This window comes from Streptomyces sp. NPDC004658 (genome assembly GCF_040609555.1).
Taxonomy (GTDB): domain Bacteria; phylum Actinomycetota; class Actinomycetes; order Streptomycetales; family Streptomycetaceae; genus Streptomyces.
On the sequence record NZ_JBEXKG010000058.1, the window covers coordinates 1 to 24111 of the forward strand.

The 24111-nt window shown below is 73.3% G+C and carries 22 protein-coding genes, 1 pseudogene and 1 riboswitch; of the genes and pseudogenes, 12 read left to right on the forward strand and 11 right to left on the reverse strand.

From position 1 onward, the window contains the following. Nucleotides 1-53: 53 nt before the first annotated feature. Both ABZV94_RS20775 and ABZV94_RS20780 read right to left on the reverse strand, forming a co-directional pair. Nucleotides 54-1025 (reverse strand): zinc-binding dehydrogenase, encoded by a 972-nt coding sequence (locus ABZV94_RS20775; protein ID WP_356342180.1) that lies wholly within the window; start codon nt 1023-1025, stop codon nt 54-56. 45 nt (nt 1026-1070) lie between these two features. Further along, nucleotides 1071-2243, reverse strand: coding sequence for an FAD-dependent oxidoreductase (locus ABZV94_RS20780; protein ID WP_356342182.1), 1173 nt, complete (start codon nt 2241-2243; stop codon nt 1071-1073). Nucleotides 2244-2365: 122 nt separating this feature from the next. On the opposite strand from ABZV94_RS20780, the gene ABZV94_RS20785 reads away from it, so the two are divergent. From ABZV94_RS20785 to ABZV94_RS20795, 3 genes and pseudogenes are all read left to right on the forward strand, one after another. Then, a complete protein-coding gene (locus ABZV94_RS20785) occupies nt 2366-3055 on the forward strand; it encodes a pentapeptide repeat-containing protein (RefSeq protein ID WP_356342184.1) in 690 nt (229 codons plus the stop codon). 119 nt (nt 3056-3174) lie between these two features. Beyond that, nucleotides 3175-3747 (forward strand): annotated as a pseudogene (locus ABZV94_RS20790) (GNAT family N-acetyltransferase); the annotation flags it as partial. A gap of 363 nt (nt 3748-4110) precedes the next feature. Beyond that, nucleotides 4111-5670 carry a M4 family metallopeptidase gene (locus ABZV94_RS20795; RefSeq protein WP_356342241.1) on the forward strand — a complete coding sequence of 520 codons (1560 nt, stop codon included), beginning with the start codon at nt 4111-4113 and terminating at the stop codon, nt 5668-5670. Between the two features lie 40 nt (nt 5671-5710). On the opposite strand, the gene ABZV94_RS20800 is transcribed toward ABZV94_RS20795, so the two are convergent. Beyond that, nucleotides 5711-7105 carry a M1 family metallopeptidase gene (locus ABZV94_RS20800; protein ID WP_356342186.1) on the reverse strand — a complete coding sequence of 465 codons (1395 nt, stop codon included), beginning with the start codon at nt 7103-7105 and terminating at the stop codon, nt 5711-5713. A 70-nt stretch (nt 7106-7175) separates the two neighbouring features. Between ABZV94_RS20800 and ABZV94_RS20805 the strand changes: the two genes are divergently transcribed. Next, nucleotides 7176-7676: a hypothetical protein gene (locus tag ABZV94_RS20805; protein ID WP_356342188.1), complete on the forward strand. Its 501-nt coding sequence runs from the start codon at nt 7176-7178 to the stop codon at nt 7674-7676. Between the two features lie 48 nt (nt 7677-7724). Here the strand turns inward: ABZV94_RS20805 and ABZV94_RS20810 are convergent, their stop codons facing one another. After that, nucleotides 7725-8300: a TerD family protein gene (locus ABZV94_RS20810; protein WP_356342190.1), complete on the reverse strand. Its 576-nt coding sequence runs from the start codon at nt 8298-8300 to the stop codon at nt 7725-7727. A 180-nt stretch (nt 8301-8480) separates the two neighbouring features. Here ABZV94_RS20810 and arfB point away from each other — a divergent pair, with 180 nt between their 5' ends. Beyond that, the gene (arfB, locus tag ABZV94_RS20815) at nt 8481-8918 is read left to right on the forward strand and encodes an alternative ribosome rescue aminoacyl-tRNA hydrolase ArfB (RefSeq protein ID WP_356342192.1); all 438 of its coding nucleotides are present in this window, start codon (nt 8481-8483) and stop codon (nt 8916-8918) included. 143 nt (nt 8919-9061) lie between these two features. After that, nucleotides 9062-9901: a sigma-70 family RNA polymerase sigma factor gene (locus ABZV94_RS20820; protein ID WP_356342193.1), complete on the forward strand. Its 840-nt coding sequence runs from the start codon at nt 9062-9064 to the stop codon at nt 9899-9901. An 11-nt stretch (nt 9902-9912) separates the two neighbouring features. Here the strand turns inward: ABZV94_RS20820 and ABZV94_RS20825 are convergent, their stop codons facing one another. Then, complete coding sequence (locus tag ABZV94_RS20825) at nt 9913-10374, reverse strand: GNAT family N-acetyltransferase (protein ID WP_356342195.1); 462 nt, start codon at nt 10372-10374, stop codon at nt 9913-9915. A 49-nt stretch (nt 10375-10423) separates the two neighbouring features. Beyond that, nucleotides 10424-10996 (reverse strand): flavin reductase family protein, encoded by a 573-nt coding sequence (locus ABZV94_RS20830; protein ID WP_356342197.1) that lies wholly within the window; start codon nt 10994-10996, stop codon nt 10424-10426. Between the two features lie 368 nt (nt 10997-11364). Here ABZV94_RS20830 and cdgB point away from each other — a divergent pair, with 368 nt between their 5' ends. Together cdgB and ABZV94_RS20840 are read left to right on the forward strand one after the other, a co-directional pair. Next, nucleotides 11365-13020, forward strand: a complete 1656-nt coding sequence (gene cdgB, locus ABZV94_RS20835; RefSeq protein ID WP_356342199.1) for a diguanylate cyclase CdgB — start codon at nt 11365-11367, stop codon at nt 13018-13020. A 118-nt stretch (nt 13021-13138) separates the two neighbouring features. Continuing rightward, entirely contained in the window at nt 13139-14056 is a 918-nt protein-coding gene (locus ABZV94_RS20840) for a CBM35 domain-containing protein (protein WP_356342201.1), read from the forward strand. Here the strand turns inward: ABZV94_RS20840 and ABZV94_RS20845 are convergent. The 3 genes from ABZV94_RS20845 to ABZV94_RS20855 all read right to left on the reverse strand — a co-directional run bounded on the left by ABZV94_RS20845 (nt 14053) and on the right by ABZV94_RS20855 (nt 17292). Then, a complete protein-coding gene (locus tag ABZV94_RS20845; protein WP_356342203.1) occupies nt 14053-14982 on the reverse strand; it encodes a 1-phosphofructokinase family hexose kinase in 930 nt (309 codons plus the stop codon). The genes ABZV94_RS20840 and ABZV94_RS20845 overlap by 4 nt on opposite strands. A gap of 121 nt (nt 14983-15103) precedes the next feature. Continuing rightward, a complete protein-coding gene (gene nagA, locus ABZV94_RS20850) occupies nt 15104-16231 on the reverse strand; it encodes an N-acetylglucosamine-6-phosphate deacetylase (RefSeq protein ID WP_356342242.1) in 1128 nt (375 codons plus the stop codon). Nucleotides 16232-16347: 116 nt separating this feature from the next. Next, nucleotides 16348-17292 (reverse strand): ROK family protein, encoded by a 945-nt coding sequence (locus ABZV94_RS20855; RefSeq protein ID WP_356342244.1) that lies wholly within the window; start codon nt 17290-17292, stop codon nt 16348-16350. A 141-nt stretch (nt 17293-17433) separates the two neighbouring features. On the opposite strand from ABZV94_RS20855, the gene ABZV94_RS20860 reads away from it, so the two are divergent. The 3 genes from ABZV94_RS20860 (at nt 17434) to otsB (ending at nt 19886) form a co-directional block, all read left to right on the forward strand. Next, on the forward strand, nt 17434-18687 hold the full coding sequence (locus ABZV94_RS20860) for an extracellular solute-binding protein (protein WP_356342205.1): 1254 nt from the start codon (nt 17434-17436) through the stop codon (nt 18685-18687). A gap of 35 nt (nt 18688-18722) precedes the next feature. Further along, nucleotides 18723-18947: a DUF3263 domain-containing protein gene (locus ABZV94_RS20865; protein ID WP_356342207.1), complete on the forward strand. Its 225-nt coding sequence runs from the start codon at nt 18723-18725 to the stop codon at nt 18945-18947. A gap of 84 nt (nt 18948-19031) precedes the next feature. Next, entirely contained in the window at nt 19032-19886 is an 855-nt protein-coding gene (otsB, locus tag ABZV94_RS20870) for a trehalose-phosphatase (RefSeq protein WP_356342209.1), read from the forward strand. A 61-nt stretch (nt 19887-19947) separates the two neighbouring features. On the opposite strand, the gene ABZV94_RS20875 is transcribed toward otsB, so the two are convergent. Continuing rightward, nucleotides 19948-21387 carry a trehalose-6-phosphate synthase gene (locus ABZV94_RS20875; protein WP_356342211.1) on the reverse strand — a complete coding sequence of 480 codons (1440 nt, stop codon included), beginning with the start codon at nt 21385-21387 and terminating at the stop codon, nt 19948-19950. A 74-nt stretch (nt 21388-21461) separates the two neighbouring features. After that, nucleotides 21462-22406 carry a glucosyl-3-phosphoglycerate synthase gene (locus ABZV94_RS20880; protein WP_356342213.1) on the reverse strand — a complete coding sequence of 315 codons (945 nt, stop codon included), beginning with the start codon at nt 22404-22406 and terminating at the stop codon, nt 21462-21464. Nucleotides 22407-22536: 130 nt separating this feature from the next. After that, nucleotides 22537-22677, forward strand: a riboswitch (SAM riboswitch). Between the two features lie 17 nt (nt 22678-22694). On the opposite strand from ABZV94_RS20880, the gene thrC reads away from it, so the two are divergent. Continuing rightward, on the forward strand, nt 22695-23978 hold the full coding sequence (gene thrC, locus ABZV94_RS20885) for a threonine synthase (protein ID WP_356342215.1): 1284 nt from the start codon (nt 22695-22697) through the stop codon (nt 23976-23978). Nucleotides 23979-24111 lie beyond the last annotated feature (133 nt).

Consider the following 24111-nt stretch of genomic DNA (forward strand, 5'->3'; position numbering starts at 1 on the left):
GCCGCACTCCGCAGTCTCCGGGCCGTGCCACCCCCGTGCCGCCCCGGGCGCCGTCAGGGTTCGAGCACGACCTTGCCGATCGTGGCCCGCCCCTCCAGCGCCCGGTGCGCGGCGGCGGCCCGTGCCAGCGGGAAGCGGGTGACGGCCGGGCGCAGCCGGCCCCGGGCGGCCTCGGCGAGCGCGCGCAGTTCCAGCGCGCGCAGACCGCCGGCCCGCTCCAGCATCGCCGGGCCGAGCACCGACTCCGAGACACCCTCGACGTGGTACCCCCGGCCCTGGCCGACGCCCTCGGCGGACCAGCCGAACACCAGGTGCCGGCCGCCGGGGCCGAGCAGGGCGACGGCCTCCCGGGCGACCTGGCCGCCCACGCCGTCGTAGACGAGGGAGGCGGGCCGGCCGCCCAGGTGGGCGCGGACCTTGGCGGGCCAGTCGGGGTCGGTGTAGTCGACGGCGAGGTCGGCGCCGTTCGCGCGGACCCGGGCGGTCTTCCCGGGGCCGCCCGCGAGTCCGATCACGGTCGCCCCGGCGTTCGTGGCGTGCTGCACGAGCAGCGTGCCGATGCCGCCGGCCGCGGCGGGCACGACCACCACGTCGTCCGGTCCCGGCTCGGCGAACTGCGCGATGCCCAGCGCGGTACGGCCCGTGCCGATCATGGCGACGGCCGCGGCGAAGTCCAGGTTCTCCGGGACGTCGTGCACCCGCTCGACCTCGGTGACGGCGAGTTCGGCGTACCCGCCGGGCGCGAACCCCAGATGGGCCACCACCCGGCGGCCGAGCCACAGGCCGTCCACGCCGTCGCCGAGCGCGTCCACGACACCCGCGACCTCCCGGCCGGGCACGGTCGGCAGGCGGGGCGGCTCGGGCAGCGGGCCCTGGTGGCCCTCCCGCAGGGCCGCGTCGAGCAGGTGCACGCCGGCCGCGGCGACCGCTATCCGCACCTGGCCGGGGCCCGGGACGGGGTCCGGGACTTCCTCGTAGGCCAGGTTCTCGGCCGGACCGAAGGCGTACAGGCGGACGGCGTGCATGGGACCCCCAGGGAGACGAGCGCGGTGTGCTCCCACCCTCCGACCTCAAGCGCGCTTGAGGTCAAGGGCGGGCCGGCCGAGGATGAGGGACACCGCCGTCACCGCGCTGTTGAAGGAGACCTCCGCGAGCACGCCCGGCGCCGCCACCTGGTCGCCCGCGAGGTAGACCCCGTCGCCGCGGTCCACGGCGGGCCGGTCCCGCCAGCTGCGGCCCGGCAGGTCCACGGCCCCCGTGCGGCCGTCCGCCACGGCCTCCCGCCGCCAGGTCACCCGCTCCCGCCATCCCCGGAACCCCAGGTCCAGCAGCTGCTCGGCGCGGGCCACGCCGTCGGCCCGGGCCTGGCCGGGACCGATCGGGAACTGTCCCTGGATCAGCTGCTCGCCGGCCGGCGCGAGGGACGGGTCCTGGGCGGTGAAGCGCTCGATCCAGCCCGGCGCGTCCAGGTCGGAGACGGCGAAGGCGTCCCCGCGCCGGGTGCGCACGGCGAGGTCGAGGAGGACGGTACGGCCGCTCGGCCACTCCAGCGAGTCGTCGCGGAGCAGCCGCCGGGCGGCGGGCAGACCGGTGGCGACGACCACCGGGGTGTCCTCGGGCAGCTCGTCCACCCGGGCCCCGGTCTCGATCCGCACGCCCATGTCCCAGGCCCGCGCGGCCATCCGGTCGATGACCCCGCCCCAGCCGCCGCGCGGGTAGTGCGCCTCCGGCGGCAGCTTGGCGGCCCGGCGCAGCCGCTCCTGCACGAAGGCGGCGGACAGGGCGCCAGGGTCGTGGTGGAACAGGGCCACCGCCGCGTAGTGCGCCGCCGCGCGGGCGCCCTCCTCGCCGGCGATGCCGGTGGCCCAGCCGAGGAAGTCGGCGTCGACGGGGGCCGGGCCGACCCGGCGCCGCAGCAGCTTGAGCAGGGCGAAGGGTGGTGTGCGGCGCAGCGCGCCGTGGTGGCGCAGCCGCAGCCGGGCGGCCTCCAGGGGCGGCAGCGCGGCGAGCGGGCCGATCAGGTCCCGCTGCCGGAGCCAGGTCCAGTGCGGGCCGCCGGCGTAGAGCGCGTGCGGGCCCTCGTTGGTCCGGTACGGCCCCTGCGCCGTCCGGGCCCGGCCGCCCAGGGTGCCGTGGGCCTCGTACACGGTGACCCGGGCGCCGGCCTCGGCGGCGGTGATCGCGGCGGTGAGTCCGGCGAAGCCGCCGCCGATGACGGTGATGTGGTGCGCGGGCTTGTGCATGGGTCTCCCTGTGGTCGGTGCACTGGCCGGGAGTACGACGGCCGGCGCCCCGCCGCATGTGACATCCCGGCCGTCTTCCCGGCTCGGAGCGGGGTGTCAGTGGCGGGGTGCAGCATGGGCGCATGGTGAGGCGAGCGACGGGAAGCCGGCCCGCGGGCCGGGCGGAGGTGCGGGGGGCGCGGCGGCCGGAGGTGCGGCTGCCGCCTCTGGAGTCGTGGACCGAGGGGGAGTTGGAGCCGGACGGCGACTACGACGGGCGGGACTTCCGGGACCGCGACCTGTCCGGGCAGGACGGCGTGGGCGCCCGGTTCATGGACTGCGCGCTCACCGGCTGCGCCGTGGACGAGACCGCGTTGGGCCGGGCCCGGGTGCTGGACTCGGTGCTGACCGGGCTGCGCGGGGTCGGGACGGGGCTGGCCGAGGCCACGCTCAGGGACGTCGAGCTGGTCGACGCCCGCCTGGGCGGCACGCAGCTGCACGGCGCCGTGCTGGAGCGAGTCGTGATCCGGGGCGGCAAGATCGACTACCTGAACCTGCGGGAGGCCCGTCTCAGGGACGTCGTCTTCGAGTCCTGCGTCCTGGTCGAACCGGACTTCGCGGGCGCGCGTCTGGAGCGGGTGGAGTTCGCCGACTGCGCCGTGAAGGGGGCCGACTTCGGCGGGGCGACCCTGACGGACGTCGACCTGCGCGGGGCCGCTCCGCTGGAGATCACCCGGGGCCTGGACCGGCTCTCCGGCGCGGTGATCAGCACGGGGCAGCTGCTGGACCTGGCCCCGGTGCTGGCGGCGGCGATGGGGATCCGGGTCATGTGACGCCTGCGGGCGGCGCGCCCTTCCCCGCAGTGGAGGCCGTGCCGCTCCCACCCGGGCTCTCGGGTGACGTCGTCCACAGACCGGTGAAAGAGCCGGGAGGGCACTGTACGGTGCGGCGCGTGATCCTCGAACCCCTGCCGTCGCACGGCGCCATCCCGGCCCCTCTGCTCACCGAGCTGACCGCGCTGTACGCCTCGAACCGTGAGTTCCAGGCGCTCAGCGGGGACTTCCCCGACCCGGACGACATACGGCCCGAGCAGGTGGCGGCCGCACTGGCCGGGGCGGGCAGCGAGGTGCTGCTGGCCCGCGTCGAGGGGCGGCTGGTGGCGGTGGTGATCACGCTGGCCCGCCATCCCGACCCCGCCGACCCCGACCCCTGGATCGGGCTGCTCATGGTCCACGCCGGTGAGCACGGCAAGGGGTACGGCCGGCGGGTCGCCACGCTGGTGGAGGAGCGCTTCCGCGCCGCCGGGCGGCAGGCCGTACGGCTCGCGGTGCTGGAGAACAACCCCAAGGGGCTGGCCTTCTGGACCGCCCTCGGCTACGAGGTCGTCGACCACCGTCCCGACCGCGCTCTGGGCCGGCCCTGTGCCGTGCTGCGCAAGGTGCTGCGGACACCCCCGTGAGCGGCCGGGGTCGCCGTCGTGGACCCCGCCGGCGCGGTGCTCCTGTTCCGGTACGACAACGTCGAGGCCCGGCCTCGTGCGGCTGCTGGACGAGGGGGAGGCGCGCCGGGTGTGACGTCCCACGCCTCAAGTGCGCTGTGTGAGGCAGGGGTTGGGGTGGAACGCGCGTCCGTATAACGGATTCCGCAGCACGGCATTCGGATACGAACACGTAAAGTCTTGACGGCGCTCTGTCAAACAGACGGGTTCCGGTGTCACTCTCTCCTCGCCCGCCGCAACTCTGTGCATCCCCTGTGGCCCCTCTGTGTCTCCACCCCACGAGACCGGACAGAAGGAGATCGAGTGAGACAGCAGCCCCACGACACCGGCGCCTCCCGTACTCCCCGCACCACCGCCGTGCGCGCCGCCGCCCTGGTCGGCTCCGCGGCGATGATCGTCCTCGCCCTCCAGAACGGCGCCGCGACGGCCGCCCCCGCACCCCACCCCTCCGGCGCCAAGGCCGTCGCGCTCAGCGCCCCGGCCCGTGCCGCCGCGCTGAGGTCGGCCCAGCGGAACGCCGGTACGGCGGCCCGCGAACTCGGGCTCGGCACACGGGAGAAGCTGGTCGTCCGGGACGTGGTCGAGGACGCGGACGGCACCGTCCACACCCGCTACGAGCGCACGTACGCCGGTCTGCCGGTGCTCGGCGGCGATCTGGTCGTCCACGCCGCGAAGAACGGGTCGCTGAAGGGCGTCACCAAGGCGACCAAGGCCCGGATATCCGTGCCGAGCACGACGGCGGCCGTGTCCCCGGCCGCCGCGCAGCGCACCGCCCTCAAGGCCGCCGGCACCGCGAAGGCCGGCGCCGCCACCGCCCGCAAGGTCGTGTGGGCCGCGGCCGGCAAGCCGGTCCTCGCCTACGAGTCCGTCGTCAAGGGCGCCCGGCCCGACGGCACACCGAGCGAGCTGCACGTCATCACGGACGCGCGCACCGGCAAGCGGCTGTACTCCTTCGAGGCCGTCGACACCGGCACGGGCACCAGCCAGTACAGCGGCGCCGTCCCGCTCGGCACCACCGCCGCCGCCTCCGGGGGCTACGACCTGACCGACGGCGGGCGCGGCGGCCACAAGACGTACGACCTGAACGGCGGCACCACCGGCACCGGCACCCTCTTCCACGACGCCGACGACCTGTGGGGCGACGGCACGGTGAACAACCGCCAGACGGCCGCCGTCGACGCCGCCTACGGCGCCGCCGTCACCTGGGACTTCTACAAGTCCGCGTTCAACCGCAACGGCATCGCGGGCGACGGCAGGGCGGCCTACTCCCGCGTCCACTACGGCAACGCCTACGTCAACGCGTTCTGGAACGACAGCTGCTTCTGCATGACGTACGGCGACGGCGCGAACAACGCCGACCCGCTGACCTCTCTCGACGTCGCCGGGCACGAGATGAGCCACGGCCTGACCGCGGCCACCGCCGGCCTGAAGTACAGCCGCGAGTCGGGCGGCCTGAACGAGGCCACCTCCGACATCTTCGGCACCTCGGTGGAGTTCTTCGCGAACAACTCCGCCGACACCGGTGACTACCTCATCGGCGAGAAGATCGACATCAACGGCGACGGCACCCCGCTGCGCTACATGGACAAGCCCAGCAAGGACGGCGCCTCCGCCGACTACTGGTCGCGCACCGTCGGCCGCCTGGACGTGCACTACTCGTCCGGTGTCGCCAACCACTTCTTCTACCTGCTGTCCGAGGGCAGCGGCGCGAAGACGGTCAACGGGGTGTCCTACAACTCCCCGACGTACGACGGCTCCACGGTCACCGGCATCGGCCGGGACAAGGCGGTCCAGATCTGGTACAAGGCCCTGACCACGTACTTCACCTCGTCCACGGACTACGCGGGGGCCCGTACCGGCACCTTGCAGGCCGCGGCCGACCTGTACGGCTCGGGCAGCGCGGAGTACAACGCGGTGGCGGCGGCCTGGGCGGCCGTGAACGTCAGGTAGCGGCAGGGGTACGGCGCCGCGGCGGCCGGGCCGCCCGTCCTCACGGGTGGTCCGGCTTGCCGTCGCCGTACAGCCAGTCCTTCCAGATCCCGCCGAAGTCCTGGTCCGGGGCCTGCTTCTCGACGTAGGCGGTGAAGTCGGCGGTGCTCGCGGTGCCGTGGCGGTGGGCGGCGGCCCAGCCCCGGAGGATGGCGTGGAAGGTGTCGTCGCCGACCTTCCGGCGGATCTTGTGCAGGACCATCGCGCCGCGCTCGTAGACCGGGCTGCCGGAGATGTGCGCGGCATCCGACTGCCGCGCGGGCGGGAAGGCCCAGAGGTCGTCGCCGTCGCTCTCGTACAGCCGGGTGAACGTCTCCTGGGCGGTGGGCCCGCCGTGGTCCTCCCGGTACAGCCACTCCGCGTACGTCGCGAAGCCCTCGTTGAGCCACATGTCCCGCCAGGACCGGGGGGTGACCGAGTCGCCGTACCACTGGTGGGCGAGTTCGTGCACGAGGATCGAGGTGTTCAGCTGGTCGGCGGGGAAGACGGGCCGGTTCTGGGTCTCCAGGGCGTAGCCGGCGTCGTGCGGGCGGTCGACGATCGCGCCGGCCGAGGAGAAGGGGTACGGCCCGAAGGTGTGCTCCTCCCAGTCCAGGATCTCCGGGATCTTCGCGAGCACCTTGGCGCTCGCCTCGGCCTGCGTGGGGTCGACGGCGGTGACGAGGGGCAGGCCGTGCGGGCCGCTGCCGCGGGTGATGTCGTAGCGGCCGACGGCGACGGTGGCGACATAGCTCGCCATGGGCCGGCCGGTGTGCCAGTGGTAGGCGGTACGGCCGCCCTTCGTGATGTGACCCGTCAACTCCCCGTTGGAGACGGCCTGGAGGCCCTTCGGGACGGTGACCGTGATGTCGTACGTCGCCTTGTCGGAGGGGTGGTGGTTGCCGGGGAACCAGGCCATGGAGCCGACGGGTTCCCCGAGGGCCAGGGCGCCGTCGGCGGTGGGCAGCCAGCCCTCCTCGGAGCCGTCGGGGTCGGTGAGGGTGCGCGGGGTGCCCGAGTAGCGGACGGTCGTGCGGAACGTCTCGCCACGGGTGAGGTCGTCGCGCGGGCGGACGGTGAGTTCCTGTCCGGCGCGGCTCCAGCGGGCGGCCTCGCCCTCGACGGTGACCGCGTCGACGCGCAGCCCGGCGAGGTCGAGGTCGAAGGCGGACAGGTCCCGGGTGGCCCGCGCGGTGATCACGGCCGTGCCGGTGAGCCGGCGGGTGGCCGGGGTGTAGTCCAGGGTGAGGGCGTAGTGCCCGACGTCGTAGCCGCCGTTGCCGGCCTTCGGGAAGTACGGGTCGCGTACGCCAGGGCCGCCCGGGGTGCCCCGCACCCCGCCGTCGCACGCGGTGCCCGCGAGGGCGAGGGCGAGGAGCGTGGAGAGGGCCGGGACAAGGCGCACGGATCTGGACATACCGGCGGTCCCGGGTGTGCGGGCCCACCGCGGGCGGAGCCGGTCGGGCCGACGTGACACCATCTTCCCCGTGCTCGACATCGGCTACGCCCTCTCCACCCGGTTCCCGGATCCCCCGCAGACCGACTACCGCCGCGCGGACGTCCACGCGCTGCGGTACGACCTGTTCTGCGGGGACGTCTATCTCGCCGACACCGAGTCCGACCGGGAGCTGTCCACGGCCTGGGGATGGGTGCCGGTGCTGGACTTCGCGTGGGCGCTGTGCGACATCGTGGAACGGCTGGACCGGGACCCGCTGGGCTCCCGCGCCGCCCGGCCGCAGCGGGCGGAGCTGGACTTCACCGAGTCCACCGACCGCATGCTCTTCGAGCGCCGCTTCGGCTGGGTCGACATCGCCGCCGACTGGATGCCGGCCGAGGAGTCCCCGCTGACCTTCTCCCACGCCGAACTCCGCCGTGAGGCCCGCGACTTCCTGCACGACCTGCTCGCGGACCTCGTCGACCTCCACGAGGACCTGGCGGAGAACCCGGCGGTCTGGACGCTCCAGGCCCGCTTCCCGCGGGTGCCCTGAAGAGGGCCCCCGGGTCCGGGCCGGGGGCCTCTCCCGCGACTGCGTTCGTCAGACGTTCACGCCGAAGTCCTGGGCGATGCCCACCAGGCCCGAGGCGTAACCCTGGCCCACCGCGCGGAACTTCCACTCCGCGCCGTTGCGGTACAGCTCGCCGAAGATCATGGCCGTCTCGGTGGCCGCGTCCTCGGACAGGTCGTAGCGCGCGATCTCGGCGCCGCCCGCCTGGTTGACGATGCGGATGTAGGCGTTGCGGACCTGACCGAAGTTCTGGCCGCGGTTCTCGGCGTCGTAGATGGAGACGGGGAAGACGACCTTGTCGATGTCGGCCGGGAGCGCGGCCAGGTTGACGTTGATCGCCTCGTCGTCGCCGGCGCCCTCGCCCGTGCGGTTGTCGCCCGTGTGGACGATCGAGTTGTCCGGGGTCTGCTTGTTGTTGAAGAAGACGAAGTGGGCGTCCGAGTAGACCTTGCCCTGGCCGTTCACCGCGATGGCGGAGGCGTCCAGGTCGAAGTCCGTGCCGGTCGTGGTGCGGACGTCCCAGCCGAGGCCCACGGTGACGGCGGTCAGGCCCGGAGCCTCCTTGGTGAGCGAGACGTTGCCACCCTTGGACAGGCTTACAGCCATGTTGGGAGTCCCTTCCTTAGATACCCGTGCATATCCGTGCACTCTGTGCCGACGAAGCTACCGTCACCGGGGACAACGTCGAGGGGGGTCCCCGTGGTTCCGGATCCCTTTACCTTTTTTACCGAACCGTTCTGTCCGGACCGGAAATCCAGGTGACGTGAGGCGGGCCGGGCCGGGAACATGGAGGACATGTCCGGGCCGTACCTCATCCGTGGCTCCGTCTCGCTCCCCGAGGCCGAGCTGATGTGGCGTTTCTCCAGGTCGTCCGGGCCCGGTGGACAGCACGTCAACACCAGCGACTCGCAGGTCGAGCTGCGCTTCGACCTCGCGGGCACGCAGGCGCTCCCCCCGGTGTGGAAGGAGCGGGCGCTGCGGCGGCTGGCCGGCCGCCTCGTCGACGGGGTGGTGTCCGTACGGGCCTCCGAGCACCGCTCCCAGTGGCGCAACCGCGAGGCCGCCGCCGTACGCCTCGCCGCGCTCCTCGCGGAGGCCACCGCGCCGCCGCCCAAGCCCCGCAAGCCGACCCGCATCCCGCGCGGCATCAACGAACGCCGGCTGCGGGAGAAGAAGCAGCGCGCGGAGACCAAGCGGGGCCGTTCGGGCCGGGACTGGGGTTAGGGCCTCTCGTTCGGATCAGGCCGGATCAGGGAGCGGGGCGGGCCGGGGCCCCGGCCTGTCACATCCGCCCGCTCGCTGTCGTCAGGGTGGTGCAGGAGTCCTCGGGACCACCGAGGACGACCACGGAGAGGCCGCAGCCACCCATGACCGACAACGACTTTCTCGCCGAGCGCTTCGAGGCCCACCGCGGACACCTGCGGGCCGTCGCCTACCGGATGCTCGGCTCCGCCGCCGAGGCCGAGGACGCCGTCCAGGAGGCCTGGTTCCGGCTCAGCCGGTCCGACACCCGCGAGGTGGAGAACCTCGGCGGCTGGCTGACGACCGTCGTCGGCCGGGTCTGCCTGGACATGCTCCGCTCCCGCCGCTCCCGGGGCGAGCAGCCGCTGGAGACCTGGCAGCCGGCGCCGTCCGCCGAGCCGGACCCCGCGCGCAACGCCCTGCTCGCCGACTCGGTCGGACTGGCCCTCCTCGTCGTCCTGGACACCCTCTCCCCGGCCGAGCGGCTCGCCTTCGTGCTGCACGACCTGTTCGGGGTGCCCTTCGAGGAGATCGGCGGCATCCTCGGACGCAGCCCGGCCGCGACGCGGCAGCTCGCCAGCCGGGCCCGGCGCCGGGTGCGGGGCGTGGCGGCGCCGGAGGCGGATCTGGCCCGGCAGCGGGAGGTGGTGGACGCCTTCCTGGCCGCCGCGCGGGACGGCGACTTCGACGGGCTGCTGGAGGTGCTCGACCCCGAGGTCGAGGCCCGCGGCGAGGCCGGTGTGAACAGCGGTGCGGCCCGGGTCGCCGCCGCCGCGGCGGGCTTCGCCCACCTGGCGCGCGTCGCGCGGCCGGTGCTGGTCGACGGCGCGACCGGCCTGGCCGTGTTCGCCGGCGGACGCCCGGAGCGGGTCCTGGCCTTCACCTTCGTCGCCGACCGCATCTCGGTGATCGACGTCGTCACCGACCCCGCCCGGCTGGCGGACCTCGCCGTCGAGGAGGTCTGAACGGGCCTGCCTCAGGACAGGTGCAGCACCCCCACCGTCTGGTCCCCGCTCGTCTCCCCGTTCTTCCCGAAGCCCAGGCGGAGGTAGAACTCCTCGGGACCGTGCGGGCCGGGGTGCCAGCTGGCGTACAGCTCCGTGCCGCCCCGGCGGCGGATCTCGCCGGCCACCGCGTCGACGGCGAAGCGGCCGTAGCCCCTGCCCTGCTCGCCGGCGGCGATGTTCAGCCGCCACAGCCCGGAGCGGTGCACGCTGCCGTCGCCGTGCCAGTCGATGCCGAAGAAGGCCATCAGGAAGCCGACCGCGCGGCCGTCGTCGACGATCAGGCGGGGCCAGGCGACGCCGGCGGGGTGGACGTACGCCTCGGCGAGGGACCGCACGACCGGTGCGACGGCGTGTTCCTGGTCGGGGCGGACACGGACGGCGACGGCGGTGTCGAAGTTCCCCGGGGTGATCTCTTCCAGACGTGGTGTCATCCGCGCACCGTAGGCCGCCGGTTCCCCCGCCCGCGACGGAATTCCGCGCTCAGCCCAACTGCCGGTACCGCCCCCGGAAGTACAGCAGCGGGCCGCCCTCGGCGCTGGGCACCCGGGCGGTGAGGACGCGGCCGATGACCAGGGTGTGGTCCCCGGCGGTCACGCGCTGCTCGGTCCGGCACTCGAGGGTGGCCAGCGCGCCGCCGACCAGCGGGGCGCCGGTGGCCTCGCCCCGGACGTAGGGGATGTCCTCGAAGAGCAGCCGGTCGCTGATGCGGCCCTTCATGGCGAAGCGGCCCGCGATGTGCCGCTGGCTCTCGGTGAGCACCGACACCGCCCACAGCGGCTGCTCGTCGAGCAGGTCGTCCATGCGGGCGCCGGTGCGCAGGCTGACCAGGACCAGCGGCGGGTCGAGGGAGACCGACATGAAGGCGGTGGCGGTCATGCCGACGTCCTCCACGCCCGGTGCCTCGGGGTCGTCCGGGTCCAGCGGCGGTTCCTGCGCGGTCACCAGGACCACGCCCGCGGCCAGCCGGGACATCGCGGCCCGGAACTCGTCGTTGCTCACCCCCTCAGCATGCCCGGAAGGCAGGGGGGTGGTGGGGGAGGGAGTCTTCAGCACGCCGGAAACGCTAGTCGCCGGCCCTCGCGGCCCGCATCGGCCCTCCGCCCGAACCGGGTCCTAGGACCAGCGGCGCATGCCGGCGACGGCCGGGGCGCAGGCGAGGGGACGGCCGAGGCGTACGCGAGCGGCCAGATGCGTGCATCATGTGAGCACAGGCGCACGCTGTGCGTTCAGTAAACGCACAGGGCAAACGCAGAAACTCCACTCAATTGTTCACGTTCTCCTGTGACTTGAGTCACAAGGGGCAGGAATTGTTGACCCTGTGTACCGAGTGGGCTTCGCGCTGTGATTCAGTGGCGGGGAAGCCACGAAGAGGTTCAGACACAACCCTTGATTCGCTGCGAGGTCTCGGGGGGAGGGTGAGCATGGAGACCGAGTCGGAGCCGTATGTCCGTCTTGCGTCCCTGCGACAGCTGCACCAGGTCATGGCCGACATGAACACGGCACGCAGCCTGGCGGACACACTGCAGACCGTCGCCGACGGGGCCGTCACCGCCCTCGGTTACGAGATGGCGGCCGTCAACCTGGTCCGCCAGGACGGCGATCTCGTGGTCGCCGCCTTCTCCGGCAACCCCGCCGCCGAGGCCCTCATCACCGGCCGCGCCGGCTCCCGCGAGTCCTGGGACCGGCGGCTGAGCATGGGCGAACGCTGGGGCGACCTCGTCTTCATACCGCACACCGAGGGCTGGGTCCTCGACGACGACGACGTCCCCCAGTGGTACACCGACGGGCCCGCCCCGCGCTTCGAGGACGAGTGGCACCCCTCCGACCGGCTGTTCGCGCCCATGTACACCCCCGGCGTGCAGGGCGGCTCCTGCGGCGAACTCCTCGGCGTCATATCCGTCGACCGGCCGCGCAACGGCCGCCGCCCCGGCGCCTGGGGCCGCGAGGCCCTCCAGATGTACGCCTTCCAGGCCGCCATCGCGATCAGCAACGCGCGCCTGCGCGCCAACATGCAGCGCGCCCTGGTCCGCCTGGAACGCGAGCAGCAGGCCCTGCGCGCCAGCGAGGAATCCTTCCGGCAGGCCTTCGAGTACGCCCCCTCCGGCATGGCCATCGCCGAGATGGGCGGCGACCAGCACGGCCGCATCCTGCGCACCAACGACGCCCTGTGCCGGCTGCTCGGCCGGCCCGCCTCCGCGATGCGCCGCTACTCCTTCGCCGACCTCGTCCACCCCGAGGACGTCGGCACCCTGCTGCGGACCTCCGCGGAGGGCGGCCGGGCGGAACTGCGGCTGGGCCGCCGCGACGGCACCTACGTCTGGGTGTCCCTGCGCAACAGCGTCGTCGCCGACGCCGCCGACGGCCCCCGCTTCCTCCTCACCCACGTCGAGGACATAGAGGAGCGCAAGCGGCGCGAACTCCAGCTCGCCCACCGCGCCTCCCACGACTCGCTGACCGGCCTGCCCAACTCCGCCGAACTGCGCTCGCGCCTGTCCGCCCGGCTCTGCCAGCGCCCCGCCCACGCCGGCGCCCTGGAGTCCCTGGACGCGGCCTACGGCCACCCCGCCTTCGACGCCCCCGCCGGCCACGGCTTCGACTTCACGCCGGGCGCGGAGGGCTTCGACGCCTACGACCACCACGTGCACACCGTCGCCCCCGAGGACGGCCGCGACGACGGCACCAAGGGCCTCGCGGTGCTCTTCTGCGACCTCGACGGCTTCAAGTCGATCAACGACCGGTTCGGGCACAACGCCGGCGACGCGGTCCTCATCGAGGTCGCCCGGCGGCTGAGCAACGGCGTCCGGGACGGCGACACGGTCGCCCGGCTCGGCGGCGACGAGTTCGTCATCCTCGCCGACGGCCTCGGCCGGGCCGACGCCCAGGACCTCGCCGTACGGCTGCGCAACGAGATCATCCAGCCGATCCGCGCCGAGGGGCGGGCGGTCCGGGTGGGCGCGAGTTTCGGCATCGGCTGGGCTCACTGCGGGATGACGGCGGACGAGGTGTTGAAGTCCGCTGACGAGCGGATGTACGTAGAGAAACGATCTCGTCCCAAACAGCACCGGCGCGCTGGATGATGCGCAGGTCAGCGAGTTGATGCGGTCCTGGTCACCCGTTTGGACCAGCGAGAGCGGGTAGGCTCGCCATTCCACACCCGTACCGCATCCGCCCGCACCTGTTGAGGAGTACCAAGGGATGACGCCCGGCGACAACGGCGCGAGCACGCCCGAGGACGACGACCCGTTCGGCTACCTGTACGCAGACGGCCAGGCCCGGGGAGCCCAGCCGCCGTCCGGCGGTTACGGCTACCCGAACTCGGTCAGCAGGGTGCGTACGGTCGGCGAGCGCAGCTACGGCGCCCCGCAGGCCCCGTACGGCCAGGGCGTCCCCCAGCAGGGCGCCTACGGTCAGCCGAACGCCCACTATCAGGCCCCGGAGACGCTGCCCGGCGGCCCCCCCGCCTCCCACCGCCCCGCACCCCCCGCGCCCGGCCGCCGCGGCCCCAACACCAAGGGCCTGCTGATCGGCGCCATCGCGGTGGTCGCCGCGGTCGTCATCGGCATCGGCATCGCGATGATCAACGGCAACACGGACGACGACAAGTCCGGCAACGAGGCCGGCTCCACTCCGACCCAGTCCCAGACCAGCTCCCCGAGCCCGTCGGGCAGCAGCTCGGCGACCCCGGGCGAGCTGCCGAAGACGGACGCGAGCGCCCTCCAGCTGGCGGGCGGTGCGACCAAGGCGGCCGACGTGCCGGGCGCGCGGGCGGCCGGCGGCACGTATGTGGGTGGCCTGACCACGGTGGGCGCCTCGGTGACCTGGACCGTGAACATTCCGGAGGAGGGCGCGTACACCCTCCTCGCGCGGTACAACAACCCCGGTGAGAACCAGTCGATGACCCTCACCGTCAATGGCCAGAAGTACGGCAGCGGGTTCAACTTCGCCAACTGGACGCACCTGTCCGACCCCGCGAAGGCCTGGACCGAGAGCTACGCCTACCCGACGCTGAACAAGGGTTCCAACACGATCTCGCTGTCCTGCCAGCCCGGCGACAAGTGCGACGTCCTCCTGGACCAGCTCTGGCTGAAGAAGGGCAAGGTCGGCCGGGGCTAGGCCGCGCTGACCGCCCCGGTCACCGCCACCTGTCCGCGCAGCTCCTCGTACGCCGCCCGGTCGAACTCGCCGGCCGCAGCCGCCCGTACCGTCGCCGCCGACAGCGCGACCGCGCGGGTGAGGCGGTCCGGCCAGGGGAGGTTCTCCACCAGGCCGGACAGCAGGCCCGCCACCGCGGAGTCGCCCGCGCCGGTCGGGTTGCCCGGGATGTGGGCCGGCGGTGCCGCGCGCCAGCGGCCCTCGGGGGTGACGGCGAGCAGGCCGTCCGGGCCGAGGGAGGCGACCACCGCGTGGGCGCCGCGGCGTCGGGCGTCCTGGGTGGCGCGCAGCGGGTCGTGGGAGCCGGTGAGTTCGGCCAGTTCGTCGGCGTTGGGCTTGACGATGTCGGGGCGGGCCGCCACCCCGCGGCGCAGGGGCTCGCCGCTCGTGTCCAGGAGCACCGGCACACCGGCGGAGCGGGCCGTGCGGACCAGGTTCGCGTACGCCCCCACCGGCACCCCCGGCGGCAGGCTGCCGCACAGGGCCACCGCCGAGGCGCCGCCCAGCAGTTCCTCGTAGCGGTCGAGGAAGGCGCCCCACTCGGCCGGCTCGATCTGCGGGCCGGGCTCGTTGAGCTGGGTGGTGTCACCTGACAGTTCGTCGACCACGGCTATCGTGCGCCGGGTCGCCCCGGCGACGGGCACCAGCGCGTCCGTGAGGCCGGGCGTGCCGGCCAGCCGGTCGCGTATCTCCCGGCCGGTCCCGCCGCCCGCGAACCCCGTGACCGTCACCTCGTGGCCCAGCGCGGCCAGGACCCGGGCCACGTTCACGCCCTTGCCGCCGGGACGCTCGGCCACCTCCGAGACGCGGTGGGAGGCGTGCGGCCGCAGCGACCGTACGCGATAGGTGATGTCGAGAGCGGTGTTCAGCGTGACCGTGAGGATCACCCGGGCCGACCTCCCTCGAAGTCCGTGCGGCTGTCTCGGTTTCCGGGGTCCCGATCATGCCAAAGAGACGGGGGCCGGCCCAGTGCCCGGGTCGGCCTCCGTCCCTGGACGGCGGTACGGATCAGGGCAGTTGGGGCGCTACCACCCATGCGCCCTGCCGCATCACGCCCTTCAGCCGGAAGTCCGCGTCCAGCAGGACGAGGTCGGCGTCCTTGCCGGGCTCCAGGGAGCCGACGCGGTCGAAGAGGCCGAGCAGGCGGGCCGGGTTGGCCGACAGGGCGGTCACGGCGTCCTCCACCGACAGCTTGTCGACGGTCACCGCCCGCTGGAACGCGCGGTCCAGGGTGAGCGTGGAGCCGGCGATCGAACCGCCCTCCACGAGCCGGGCCACGCCCTCGCTGACCTCCACCTCCAGGGGGCCGAGCATGTAGCGTCCGTCGCCGATGCCGGCCGCGTCCATCGCGTCGGTGATGAACGCCACCCGGTCGGCGCCCGCGTGACGGAACGCCAGCTCCAGCGCGGCCGGGTGCAGGTGGACGCCGTCGTTGATCAGCTCGACCGTCACCCGCTCGTCCTCCAGGAGGGCGGCGATCGGGCCGGGCGCGCGGTGGTTCAGGGCGGGCATGGCGTTGAACAGGTGGGTGGCGACGGTGGCGCCCGCGTCGATCGCCTCGACCGTCTGCTCGTAACCGGCGTCCGTGTGCCCGATGGCCGCGATCACGCCGTGCTCGGCGAGCAGCCGTACCGACTCGATGCCGCCCGGCAGCTCGGTCGCGAGCGTGACCATCTTGGCCTTGCCGCGTGCCGCGTCGATCAGTTTGCGGACCTCGGCCGGGTCCGGGTCGCGCAGCAGCTTCTCGGAGTGCGCGCCCTTGCGGCACGGAGAGATGAACGGCCCCTCGAAGTGGATGCCGGCGATGTCGCCCTGCTCGGCCAGCTCGCTCAGCAGGCCGGCCTGCCGGACCAGCAGGTCCATCTCGTCGGTGACGGTGGAGGCGACGAGGGTGGTGGTGCCGTGGGCGCGGTGGGTGCGCACGGCGGTGAGGATCTGCTCGGCGGTGCCGGAGAAGGAGGCTCCGCCTCCGCCGTGGTTGTGGAGGTCCACGAAGCCGGGGACGAGCCAGTGGCCGGTGACGTCGATGACCTGGGCGTCGGCCGGTGCGGTCCCGGCGATGCGCTTGCCGTCCACGACCACGCGGCCGTTCTTCACCGTTCCGGTGGGCAGGACCACGTTCGCGCCGTTGAGCACCTGCGGGCCGGTGGTGGGTACGCGCGTCCCGCGGTGGAGCCGCGGATCGGCTCCGTCCCGCGCCTGAGGCGGGGCGCTGTTCCCACCCGGAGCCTGATTGTCCCGCTCGGTTGCCATCAGGTGCTTACCTCCGGAGTCGTAGAAGTGGCTGTCAGCAGGTCCCGCGCGAGCAGGCCCGCGCCCAGGCAGCCGGCCGTGTCGCCGAGGGCGGCGGGGACGATGGTGGGCTGTTTCTGGAAGGTGATCCGGTGCCGGACGGCGTCCCGCAGGGGCTGGAACAACACTTCCCCCGCCTCGGCCAGGCCGCCACCGATGATCAGCGTGCGGGGGTCCAGCAGGGTGACGGCGGTGACCAGCCCGTCGGCGAGCGCGTCCACCGCCTCCTGCCAGATCCGGACGGCGTTCGGGTCACCGGACGCGACGGCCTCGGCGCAGTCCGCGGCGTCCGCTCCGGGGTCGCCGCAGGCCGCCGCCCAGGCCTCGCTGACGGCGGACGCGGAGGCGTACCGCTCCAGGCAGCCGCGCTGCCCGCAGGGGCAGACCGTGCCGTGGGGGCGTACGACGATGTGGCCGATCTCGCCGGCGAAGCCGTGCGCGCCGGCCTCCACCCGGCCGTCGATGCCGATGGCACCGGCGATCCCGGTGCCCAGCGGCACGAACAGGAACCGGTCCGCGCCCCGGCCCGCGCCGATCCGGCCCTCCGCGAGGCCGCCGGTGCGGACGTCGTGGCCGAGCGCGACGGGCACGCCGAGCCGTTCGGTGAGCAGGTCCCGCAGGGGGACGTCCCGCCAGCCCAGGTTGGCGGCGTAGACGGCGGTGCCGGTCGTCTCGTCGACGATGCCGGGGACCGCGATGCCGGCCGCGCCGGCGGGCTCGCCGTAGTGCTCGACGCCGTACGCGCGCAGCTCGGCGGCGAAGTCGAGGATGCCCGTGAGCACCGCCTCGGGGCCGCGCTCGCGGCCGGTGGCCCGTCGGGCGCGGTGCAGCAGCGCACCGTCGTCGCCGACGAGGGCGGCCTTCATCCCGGTACCGCCCACGTCGAGGGCGATGACATGTCTCACCACGGGCCTAGTGTGACCCCCCCACCCGCGAGAGGTCTAGTCCACTCACGTGGTGTAGACCTTACGTGTCCACATATTGAACCGTCAGACAGCAGGGTTGGGGTTGTGAGCGTGCGTCGGCGTACGGCAGGAACGATCGCGGTGGTGTCCGCACTGGGCATGACGGCGGTCCTCGGCGGCTGCGGGAGTACGGGCTCCTCCGACGTGACCCTCAGACTCGTCGCCGCCGACTACGGCGACTCCGCCGCCAACAGCTCCAAGAAGTACTGGGACACCCTGGTCAAGGAGTACGAGAAGCAGCACTCCGGCGTGCACGTCGAGGTCAGCGTCTACTCCTGGAACGACGTCGACCGCAAGGTCAAGGAGATGGTCGACGCCGGCCACGCCCCGGACATGGCCCAGATCGGCGCCTACGCCGACTACGCCGCCGCCGGCAAGCTCTACCCGGTCTCCGACCTGCTCTCCATACGCACCCAGGCGGACTTCCTCTCCCAGCTCTCCGACGCCGGCGAGTGGAAGCACACGCAGTACGGCATCCCGTTCGCCGGCTCCACGCGCGTGCTCTTCTACAACAAGACCCTGTTCGCCAAGGCCGGCCTCACGCCGCCCGCCACCTGGGACGAGCTGGCCGCCGACGCCAAGGCGCTCAAGGGGGAGGGCGTGAAGTACCCCTACGCCCTGCCGCTGGGCCCCGAGGAGGCCCAGGCCGAGACCATGCAGTGGCTGCTCAGCGGCGGCAACGGCGGCAGCGGCTACACCGACGACGTCGGCACCTACACCATCGACTCCGCCCAGAACGTCGAGACCTTCACCTGGCTCAAGGACGAGCTGGTCGGCAAGGGCCTGACCGGCCCGGTCGCCCCCGGCAAGCTGAACCGCGCCGACGCGTTCGCCGCCTTCGCCGACGGCCAGGTCGGCATGCTCAACGGGCATCCCACGCTGATCCAGCAGGCCGCCGCGAAGGGCGTGAAGTTCGGCATGGTGCCGATGCCCGGCCGCACCGGCAGGGCCAGGGCCTCCATGGGCGTCACCGACTGGATGATGGGCTTCAGGCAGAACGGGCACGCCCAGCAGATCGGCGACTTCCTCGACTTCGTCTACAGCGAGAAGAACGTCCTCGACTTCTCCCGGAAGTACGGGCTGCTGCCGGTCACCAGTTCCGCGTCCAACACCATGGCGGCCTCGGACGCCTCCGCCGACAAGGCCCTGCGCCCCTTCCTGGAGCAGCTGCCGACCTCGGAGCTGTACCCCGTCGGCAAGACCTCCTGGGCGGCGGTCAGCGCGGCCGTGAAGCAGAACATCGGCCAGGCGGTCGCCCCCGGCGGCAGCCCCGCCGGCGTCCTGACCCGCCTGCAGTCGACGGCCATGGCGGCCGACAGCAGCAGCGCGAACTGAGCCCGTTGTCGGTGCCCGCCGCTACCGTGGCAGGCATGGAACTGGGCACCCGCGAGCAGGCGATCCTCGCACTGGAGCGCCGGGCCTTCCCCGGCCCCGGCGCCAAGGAGCGCGCGATACGCGAGGAGCTGGATCTGTCCCCCGTCCGGTACTACCAGCTCCTCAACGCCCTCCTGGACGACGAGCGGGCCCTGGCCCACGACCCGGTCACGGTCAACCGCCTGCGCCGGATCCGGGAGACGAGACGCGCGGAACGCTGAGTGCCGGGCCGCCTCCCGGCGAGCCCGGGGCGTGAGGCACCGGAACCCAGGCGTGAGCCACCCGGAGCTGGATAGTGTCGCGGTATGGACGCTCTGCCGACCCCGCGCACGCAAGCCGGCCAGGACGGCCTCGCCGCCCTGCTCGCGCAGCCCCGCACCGCCCTGATCGGCCTGGACTTCGACGGCACGCTGGCCCCGATCGTCGCCGACCCCGAGCAGGCCCGCGCCCACCCCGGGGCCGTGCCCGCCCTCGCCGCCCTCGCCCCCGAGGTCGCCTCCGTCGCCGTGATCACCGGCCGCCCGCCCGAGGTCGCGGTCCGGTACGGCGGCTTCGCCGGCGTCCCCGGCCTGGACCACCTCACCGTCCTCGGCCACTACGGCGCAGAGCGCTGGGACGCGGCCACCGGCGAGGTCACCGCGCCGCCCCCGCACCCCGGCGTCGCCGCCGTCCGCGCCGAGCTGCCGGGCGTGCTGGAGCGCGCCGGCGCCGAAGAGGGCACGTGGATCGAGGAGAAGGGCCGGGCCCTCGCGGTGCACACCCGCCGCGCCCCCGACCCGCAGGCGGCGTTCGAGGCCCTGCGCGCCCCCCTCGCCGACCTCGCCACCCGGCACGGTCTGATCGTCGAGCCCGGCCGCATGGTCCTGGAACTGCGCCCGCCGGGCATGGACAAGGGCGTGGCCCTCCTCGACCAGGCCCGCACCGTCCGGGCCGGCTGTGTCGTCTACGCCGGTGACGACCTGGGCGACCTCCCCGCCTTCGCCGCGATCGAGAAGCTCCGTACCAACGGCGTCCCCGGCCTGCTGGTGTGCAGCGGCAGCACGGAGGTCACGGAACTGGCGGACCGGGCCGACCTGGTGGTCGACGGTCCCGAGGGCGTCGTCGGCCTGCTGCGGGCGCTGGCCGTTCAGCTGGGCGGCGGGTCTGGCGCCGCCGGCTGACCCGACGCCCTGGCGGGAGCCGAGCCGGCACCACGCGTGGCCTGTGGCGGGCGGTGGCCGTTCAGTTCGGCCGGGGGGCCAGTTCCGCCAGCTGGTCGAGGAACCACCGGGCGGGCGGGAGCGCGGTCGCGGCGGCGGCCAGCCGCTTCGAGCGCTCCGCCCGCGCGTCCGCCGGCAGGTTCAGCGCCTCGTGCAGGGCGCGGGCCGTCCCCGCGATGTCGTACGGGTTCACCACGAAGGCGTCCTCGCCCAGCTCCTCGGACGCCCCCGCCTCCCGCGACAGCACCAGCGCGCAGCCCTGGTCGGAGACGACCGGGACTTCCTTGGCGACCAGGTTCATGCCGTCCCGGATGGGGTTCACCAGCGCCACGTCGGCCAGCCGGTACGCGGCCAGGGAGCGGGCGAAGTCGTCCTTCACGTGCAGCACGACCGGGGTCCAGCCGGGCGTGCCGTACCGTTCGTTGATCTCGTCCGCGACCTGCCGCACCTGCGCGGTGTACTCGCGGTACACGGCGAGGTCCTGCCGGGAGGGGTAGGCGAAGGCCACGTGGACGACCTTCTCCCGCCATTCGGGGTGGTCCTCCAGCAGCTGCTCGTACGCCAGCAGCCCGCGCACGATGTTCTTGGACAGCTCGGTCCGGTCCACCCGGACGATCGTCTTGCGGCCCTCTCCGATCTCCGCCCGCAGCGCCGCCATCCGCTCGTCCACGTCCGGCTCGTGCGCCCGCTTGCGCAGGAAGTCCGCGTCCGCGCCCAGCCCGTGCACCCCGATCCGGGTGCCGGAGGGGATGCCGGGCCCGAGGACCTCGTGACAGCAGTCGATGAACGCGTCCGCCCACCGCCGGGTGAGGAACGCCGCCCGGTCTGCGCCCAGGATGCCGCTGAGCAGTTCGGCCGCGATGTCGTCGGGCAGGAGCCGGAAGTAGTCCGGCGGCGCCCACGGGGTGTGCGAGAAGTGGCCGATGCGCAGGTCGGGCCGGAGCTGGCGGAGCATGCGGGGGGCGAGGGCCAGGTGGTAGTCCTGGATCAGTACGGCCGCGCCCTCGGCCGCCTCCTCGGCCAGCGCCTCGGCGAACGCCCGGTTGTAGGCCTCGTAGGAGGCCCACTGCCGCCGGAAGCCGGCGTCGAAGACCGGCTCCAGCGGGGTCTGGTACAGCATGTGGTGGACGAACCAGAGCACCGAGTTGGCGATGCCGTTGTACGCCTCGGTGTGCACGGTCGCGTCGATGTCGAGCATCCGCACCCGCTGCCCGCCGGTGTCCTCGGCCGGCAGCAGCCCGCCGTCCGCGCGCCGGACGGCCGCACGGTCGCCGTCGCCGAGTGCGGCGCACACCCACACCGAGCCCGCGTCCGACCCGATGGCGGACAGTCCCGAGACCAGCCCGCCGCCGCCCCGCCGGGCGTGCAGCGAGCCGTCCTCGCCCACCTGATAGGAGACCGGGCCGCGGTTCGACGCGACCAGCACCTGAGCCTTTTGCGCAGCATCGAGCGTGGAAGCCATACGCCTCAACCTAGCCCGGCCCCGAACCGCTCAAACGTACGGCCCGCCCGGCGGGCCGACCGTATACGGCCCGTTCACGCCACCTTCCGCTCGGCGTACTCCGCGATCTCCACCATGGGCGGCCGCTCCTCGGTGTCCACCGAGTAGGTGCGCGGCTCGAACCCCTCCTCGCCCCGCTCGAACTGGGTCAGCGCGGGCCGGATCAGATGGCCGCGGGCCAGCCGCAGCTGGGCGGTGCGGTAGATCGCGGCGGCCATCCGGCCGAGCGCCTGCCCGTCCTGGTGCCGGTGCCTGCGCACGCCCACGTCGACCTGGGCCAGCGCGTCCAGGCCCACCAGGTGCAGCGCGTCCACCAGCATGCCCAGCTCCACGCCGTAGCCGACGGGGAACGGCAGCTGCTCCAGCAGCGTGCGGCGGGCCGCGTACTCGCCGCCGAGCGGCTGCACGAACCCGGCCAGCTGCGGCCAGTGCATGTTCAGCAGCGGGCGGGCCATGAGCTCGGTGACCCGGCCGCCCTGCCCGGCACTGCCGCCGAGCGGGCGGTCGTACATCGCCTTGACCAGGTCGACGTCCGGGTCGGTGAGCAGCGGGCCGACGATCCCGGAGACGAAGTCGGAGGAGAACTCCCTGAGGTCCGCGTCGATGAAGCAGACGATGTCCCCGCCGGTCACCAGCAGCGACCGCCACAGCACCTCGCCCTTGCCGGGGACGGCCGGGATACGCGGCAGGATGTCGTCGCGGTGGACGACCCGGGCACCCGCGCGCGCGGCGACCTGCGAGGTGCGGTCGGTGGAGCCGGAGTCGACGACGACGATCTCGTCGACGAGCGGCACCTGCTCGACGAGGTCGTGCCGGATCACCGCGACGATGTCGCCGACGGTCTCCTCCTCGTTGAGCGCGGGCAGGACGACGCTGATGGTCTGGCCCGTGCGCTGCTTGGCGGCGAGGATCTGGTGCAGCGGGCGATCGGCCACGGACCAGGACCGGGTGGTCAGCCAGCGCTCGACTTCTTCCAGCACAGTCTGTGGCTCCTCACTCGTGTCTCGCGGTTCGGACGACTATCTCAACTGTCCCGGCCGTCGGTTACAGTCTTGAACAACGCCGATGACCATCGCATGTCGGGGGTCATGTGCGTTCACAACCGCATACCGCTCATCCAGAGGGGCAGAGGGACACGGCCCGATGAAGCCCCGGCAACCCCCCTGATCCGGACTCGTTCGCGCGAGGCTCACGGCCAGGGAAGGTGCCAATTCCGTCTCACGGCGAGGTGCGTCGTGAGGAAGATGAGGAGAAAGGGCCTCGCCTCCATGGCTGTGCAGACAGTTGCCACCACCAGCGAATCCACGGTCGACCTCGGCCCCGCAGCGGCCCTGAGCTGTCGCGAGTGCGGTCATCGGGTGCCGCTCGGCCCGGTCTTCGCCTGCGAAGAGTGCTTCGGCCCGCTGGAGATCGCCTACGACTTCTCCGCCTACGACACCGAGGACCTGCGCCGCCGCATCGAGGCGGGCCCCGCGAACATCTGGCGCTACGCGCCCCTGCTGCCGGTCCCGGCGGACGTCGCCGGCAAGCCGAACCTCAACCCCGGCTGGACCCAGCTCGTCAAGGCCGACAACCTGGCCCGCGAGCTGGGCGTGACCGGCGGTCTGTACGTGAAGGACGACTCCGGCAACCCGACCCACTCCTTCAAGGACCGGGTCGTGGCCCAGGCCCTGGAGGCCGCCCGCGCCTTCGGCTTCACCACGCTGTCCTGCTCCTCCACCGGCAACCTGGCCGGCGCGGTCGGTGCCGCCGCCGCCCGGGCCGGCTTCCGCTCCTGCGTGTTCATCCCGCACGACCTGGAGCAGGGCAAGGTCGTCATGGCCGCGGTCTACGGCGGGGAACTCGTCGGCATCGAGGGCAACTACGACGACGTGAACCGCTTCTGCTCCGAGCTGATCGGCGACCCGGCCGGCGAGGGCTGGGGCTTCGTCAACGTCAACCTGCGGCCGTACTACGCGGAGGGCTCCAAGACCCTGGCGTACGAGATCTGCGAGCAGCTCGGCTGGCGGCTGCCGGACCAGATCGTGGTCCCGATCGCCTCCGGCTCCCAGCTCACGAAGATCGACAAGGGGCTCCAGGAGCTGATCAAGCTGGGGCTGGTCGAGGACAGGCCGTACAAGATCTTCGGCGCCCAGGCCGAGGGCTGCTCCCCGGTCTCCACCGCCTTCAAGGCCGGACACGACGTCGTACGGCCCCAGAAGCCGAACACCATCGCCAAGTCCCTGGCCATCGGCAACCCGGCCGACGGGCCGTACGTCCTGGACATCGCGCGCCGCACCGGGGGTGCCGTGGAGGACGTGACGGACGAGCAGGTCGTGGACGCGATCAAGCTGCTCGCGCGGACCGAGGGCATCTTCGCGGAGACCGCCGGCGGCGTGACCGTCGGCGTCACCCGCAAGCTGCTGGAGGCGGGTGTGCTGGACCCGGCGAAGACCACGGTGGTCCTCAACACCGGCGACGGCCTGAAGACCCTGGACGCGGTGGCCGGGACCGGCCTCACCGCCACCATCCGCCCGACCCTGGACTCCTTCCGAGAGGCCGGCCTCGCATGACAGGCGCTCCGCCGCGAGACCGGGCGCGGCCCGCGGGCCGGTGGGGGCCGGTCGCGCCCACGCGGTGGCAGCCCCAGCCGCATCCCAGCCCCGCGCCCCCGGGGCGCCGCTCCGCCGTACCCGTGAACCCGAC

Coding starts and splice junctions, on each gene's coding strand:
- ABZV94_RS20775 (WP_356342180.1), bottom strand. CDS start 1,025: ATGCACGCCGTCCGCCTGTACGCCTTCGGTCCGGCCGAGAACCTGGCC.
- ABZV94_RS20780 (WP_356342182.1), bottom strand. CDS start 2,243: ATGCACAAGCCCGCGCACCACATCACCGTCATCGGCGGCGGCTTCGCC.
- ABZV94_RS20785 (WP_356342184.1), top strand. CDS start 2,366: ATGGTGAGGCGAGCGACGGGAAGCCGGCCCGCGGGCCGGGCGGAGGTG.
- ABZV94_RS20795 (WP_356342241.1), top strand. CDS start 4,111: ATGATCGTCCTCGCCCTCCAGAACGGCGCCGCGACGGCCGCCCCCGCA.
- ABZV94_RS20800 (WP_356342186.1), bottom strand. CDS start 7,105: ATGTCCAGATCCGTGCGCCTTGTCCCGGCCCTCTCCACGCTCCTCGCC.
- ABZV94_RS20810 (WP_356342190.1), bottom strand. CDS start 8,300: ATGGCTGTAAGCCTGTCCAAGGGTGGCAACGTCTCGCTCACCAAGGAG.
- arfB (WP_356342192.1), top strand. CDS start 8,481: ATGGAGGACATGTCCGGGCCGTACCTCATCCGTGGCTCCGTCTCGCTC.
- ABZV94_RS20820 (WP_356342193.1), top strand. CDS start 9,062: ATGACCGACAACGACTTTCTCGCCGAGCGCTTCGAGGCCCACCGCGGA.
- ABZV94_RS20825 (WP_356342195.1), bottom strand. CDS start 10,374: ATGACACCACGTCTGGAAGAGATCACCCCGGGGAACTTCGACACCGCC.
- cdgB (WP_356342199.1), top strand. CDS start 11,365: ATGGAGACCGAGTCGGAGCCGTATGTCCGTCTTGCGTCCCTGCGACAG.
- ABZV94_RS20840 (WP_356342201.1), top strand. CDS start 13,139: ATGACGCCCGGCGACAACGGCGCGAGCACGCCCGAGGACGACGACCCG.
- ABZV94_RS20865 (WP_356342207.1), top strand. CDS start 18,723: ATGGAACTGGGCACCCGCGAGCAGGCGATCCTCGCACTGGAGCGCCGG.
- otsB (WP_356342209.1), top strand. CDS start 19,032: ATGGACGCTCTGCCGACCCCGCGCACGCAAGCCGGCCAGGACGGCCTC.
- ABZV94_RS20875 (WP_356342211.1), bottom strand. CDS start 21,387: ATGGCTTCCACGCTCGATGCTGCGCAAAAGGCTCAGGTGCTGGTCGCG.
- thrC (WP_356342215.1), top strand. CDS start 22,695: ATGGCTGTGCAGACAGTTGCCACCACCAGCGAATCCACGGTCGACCTC.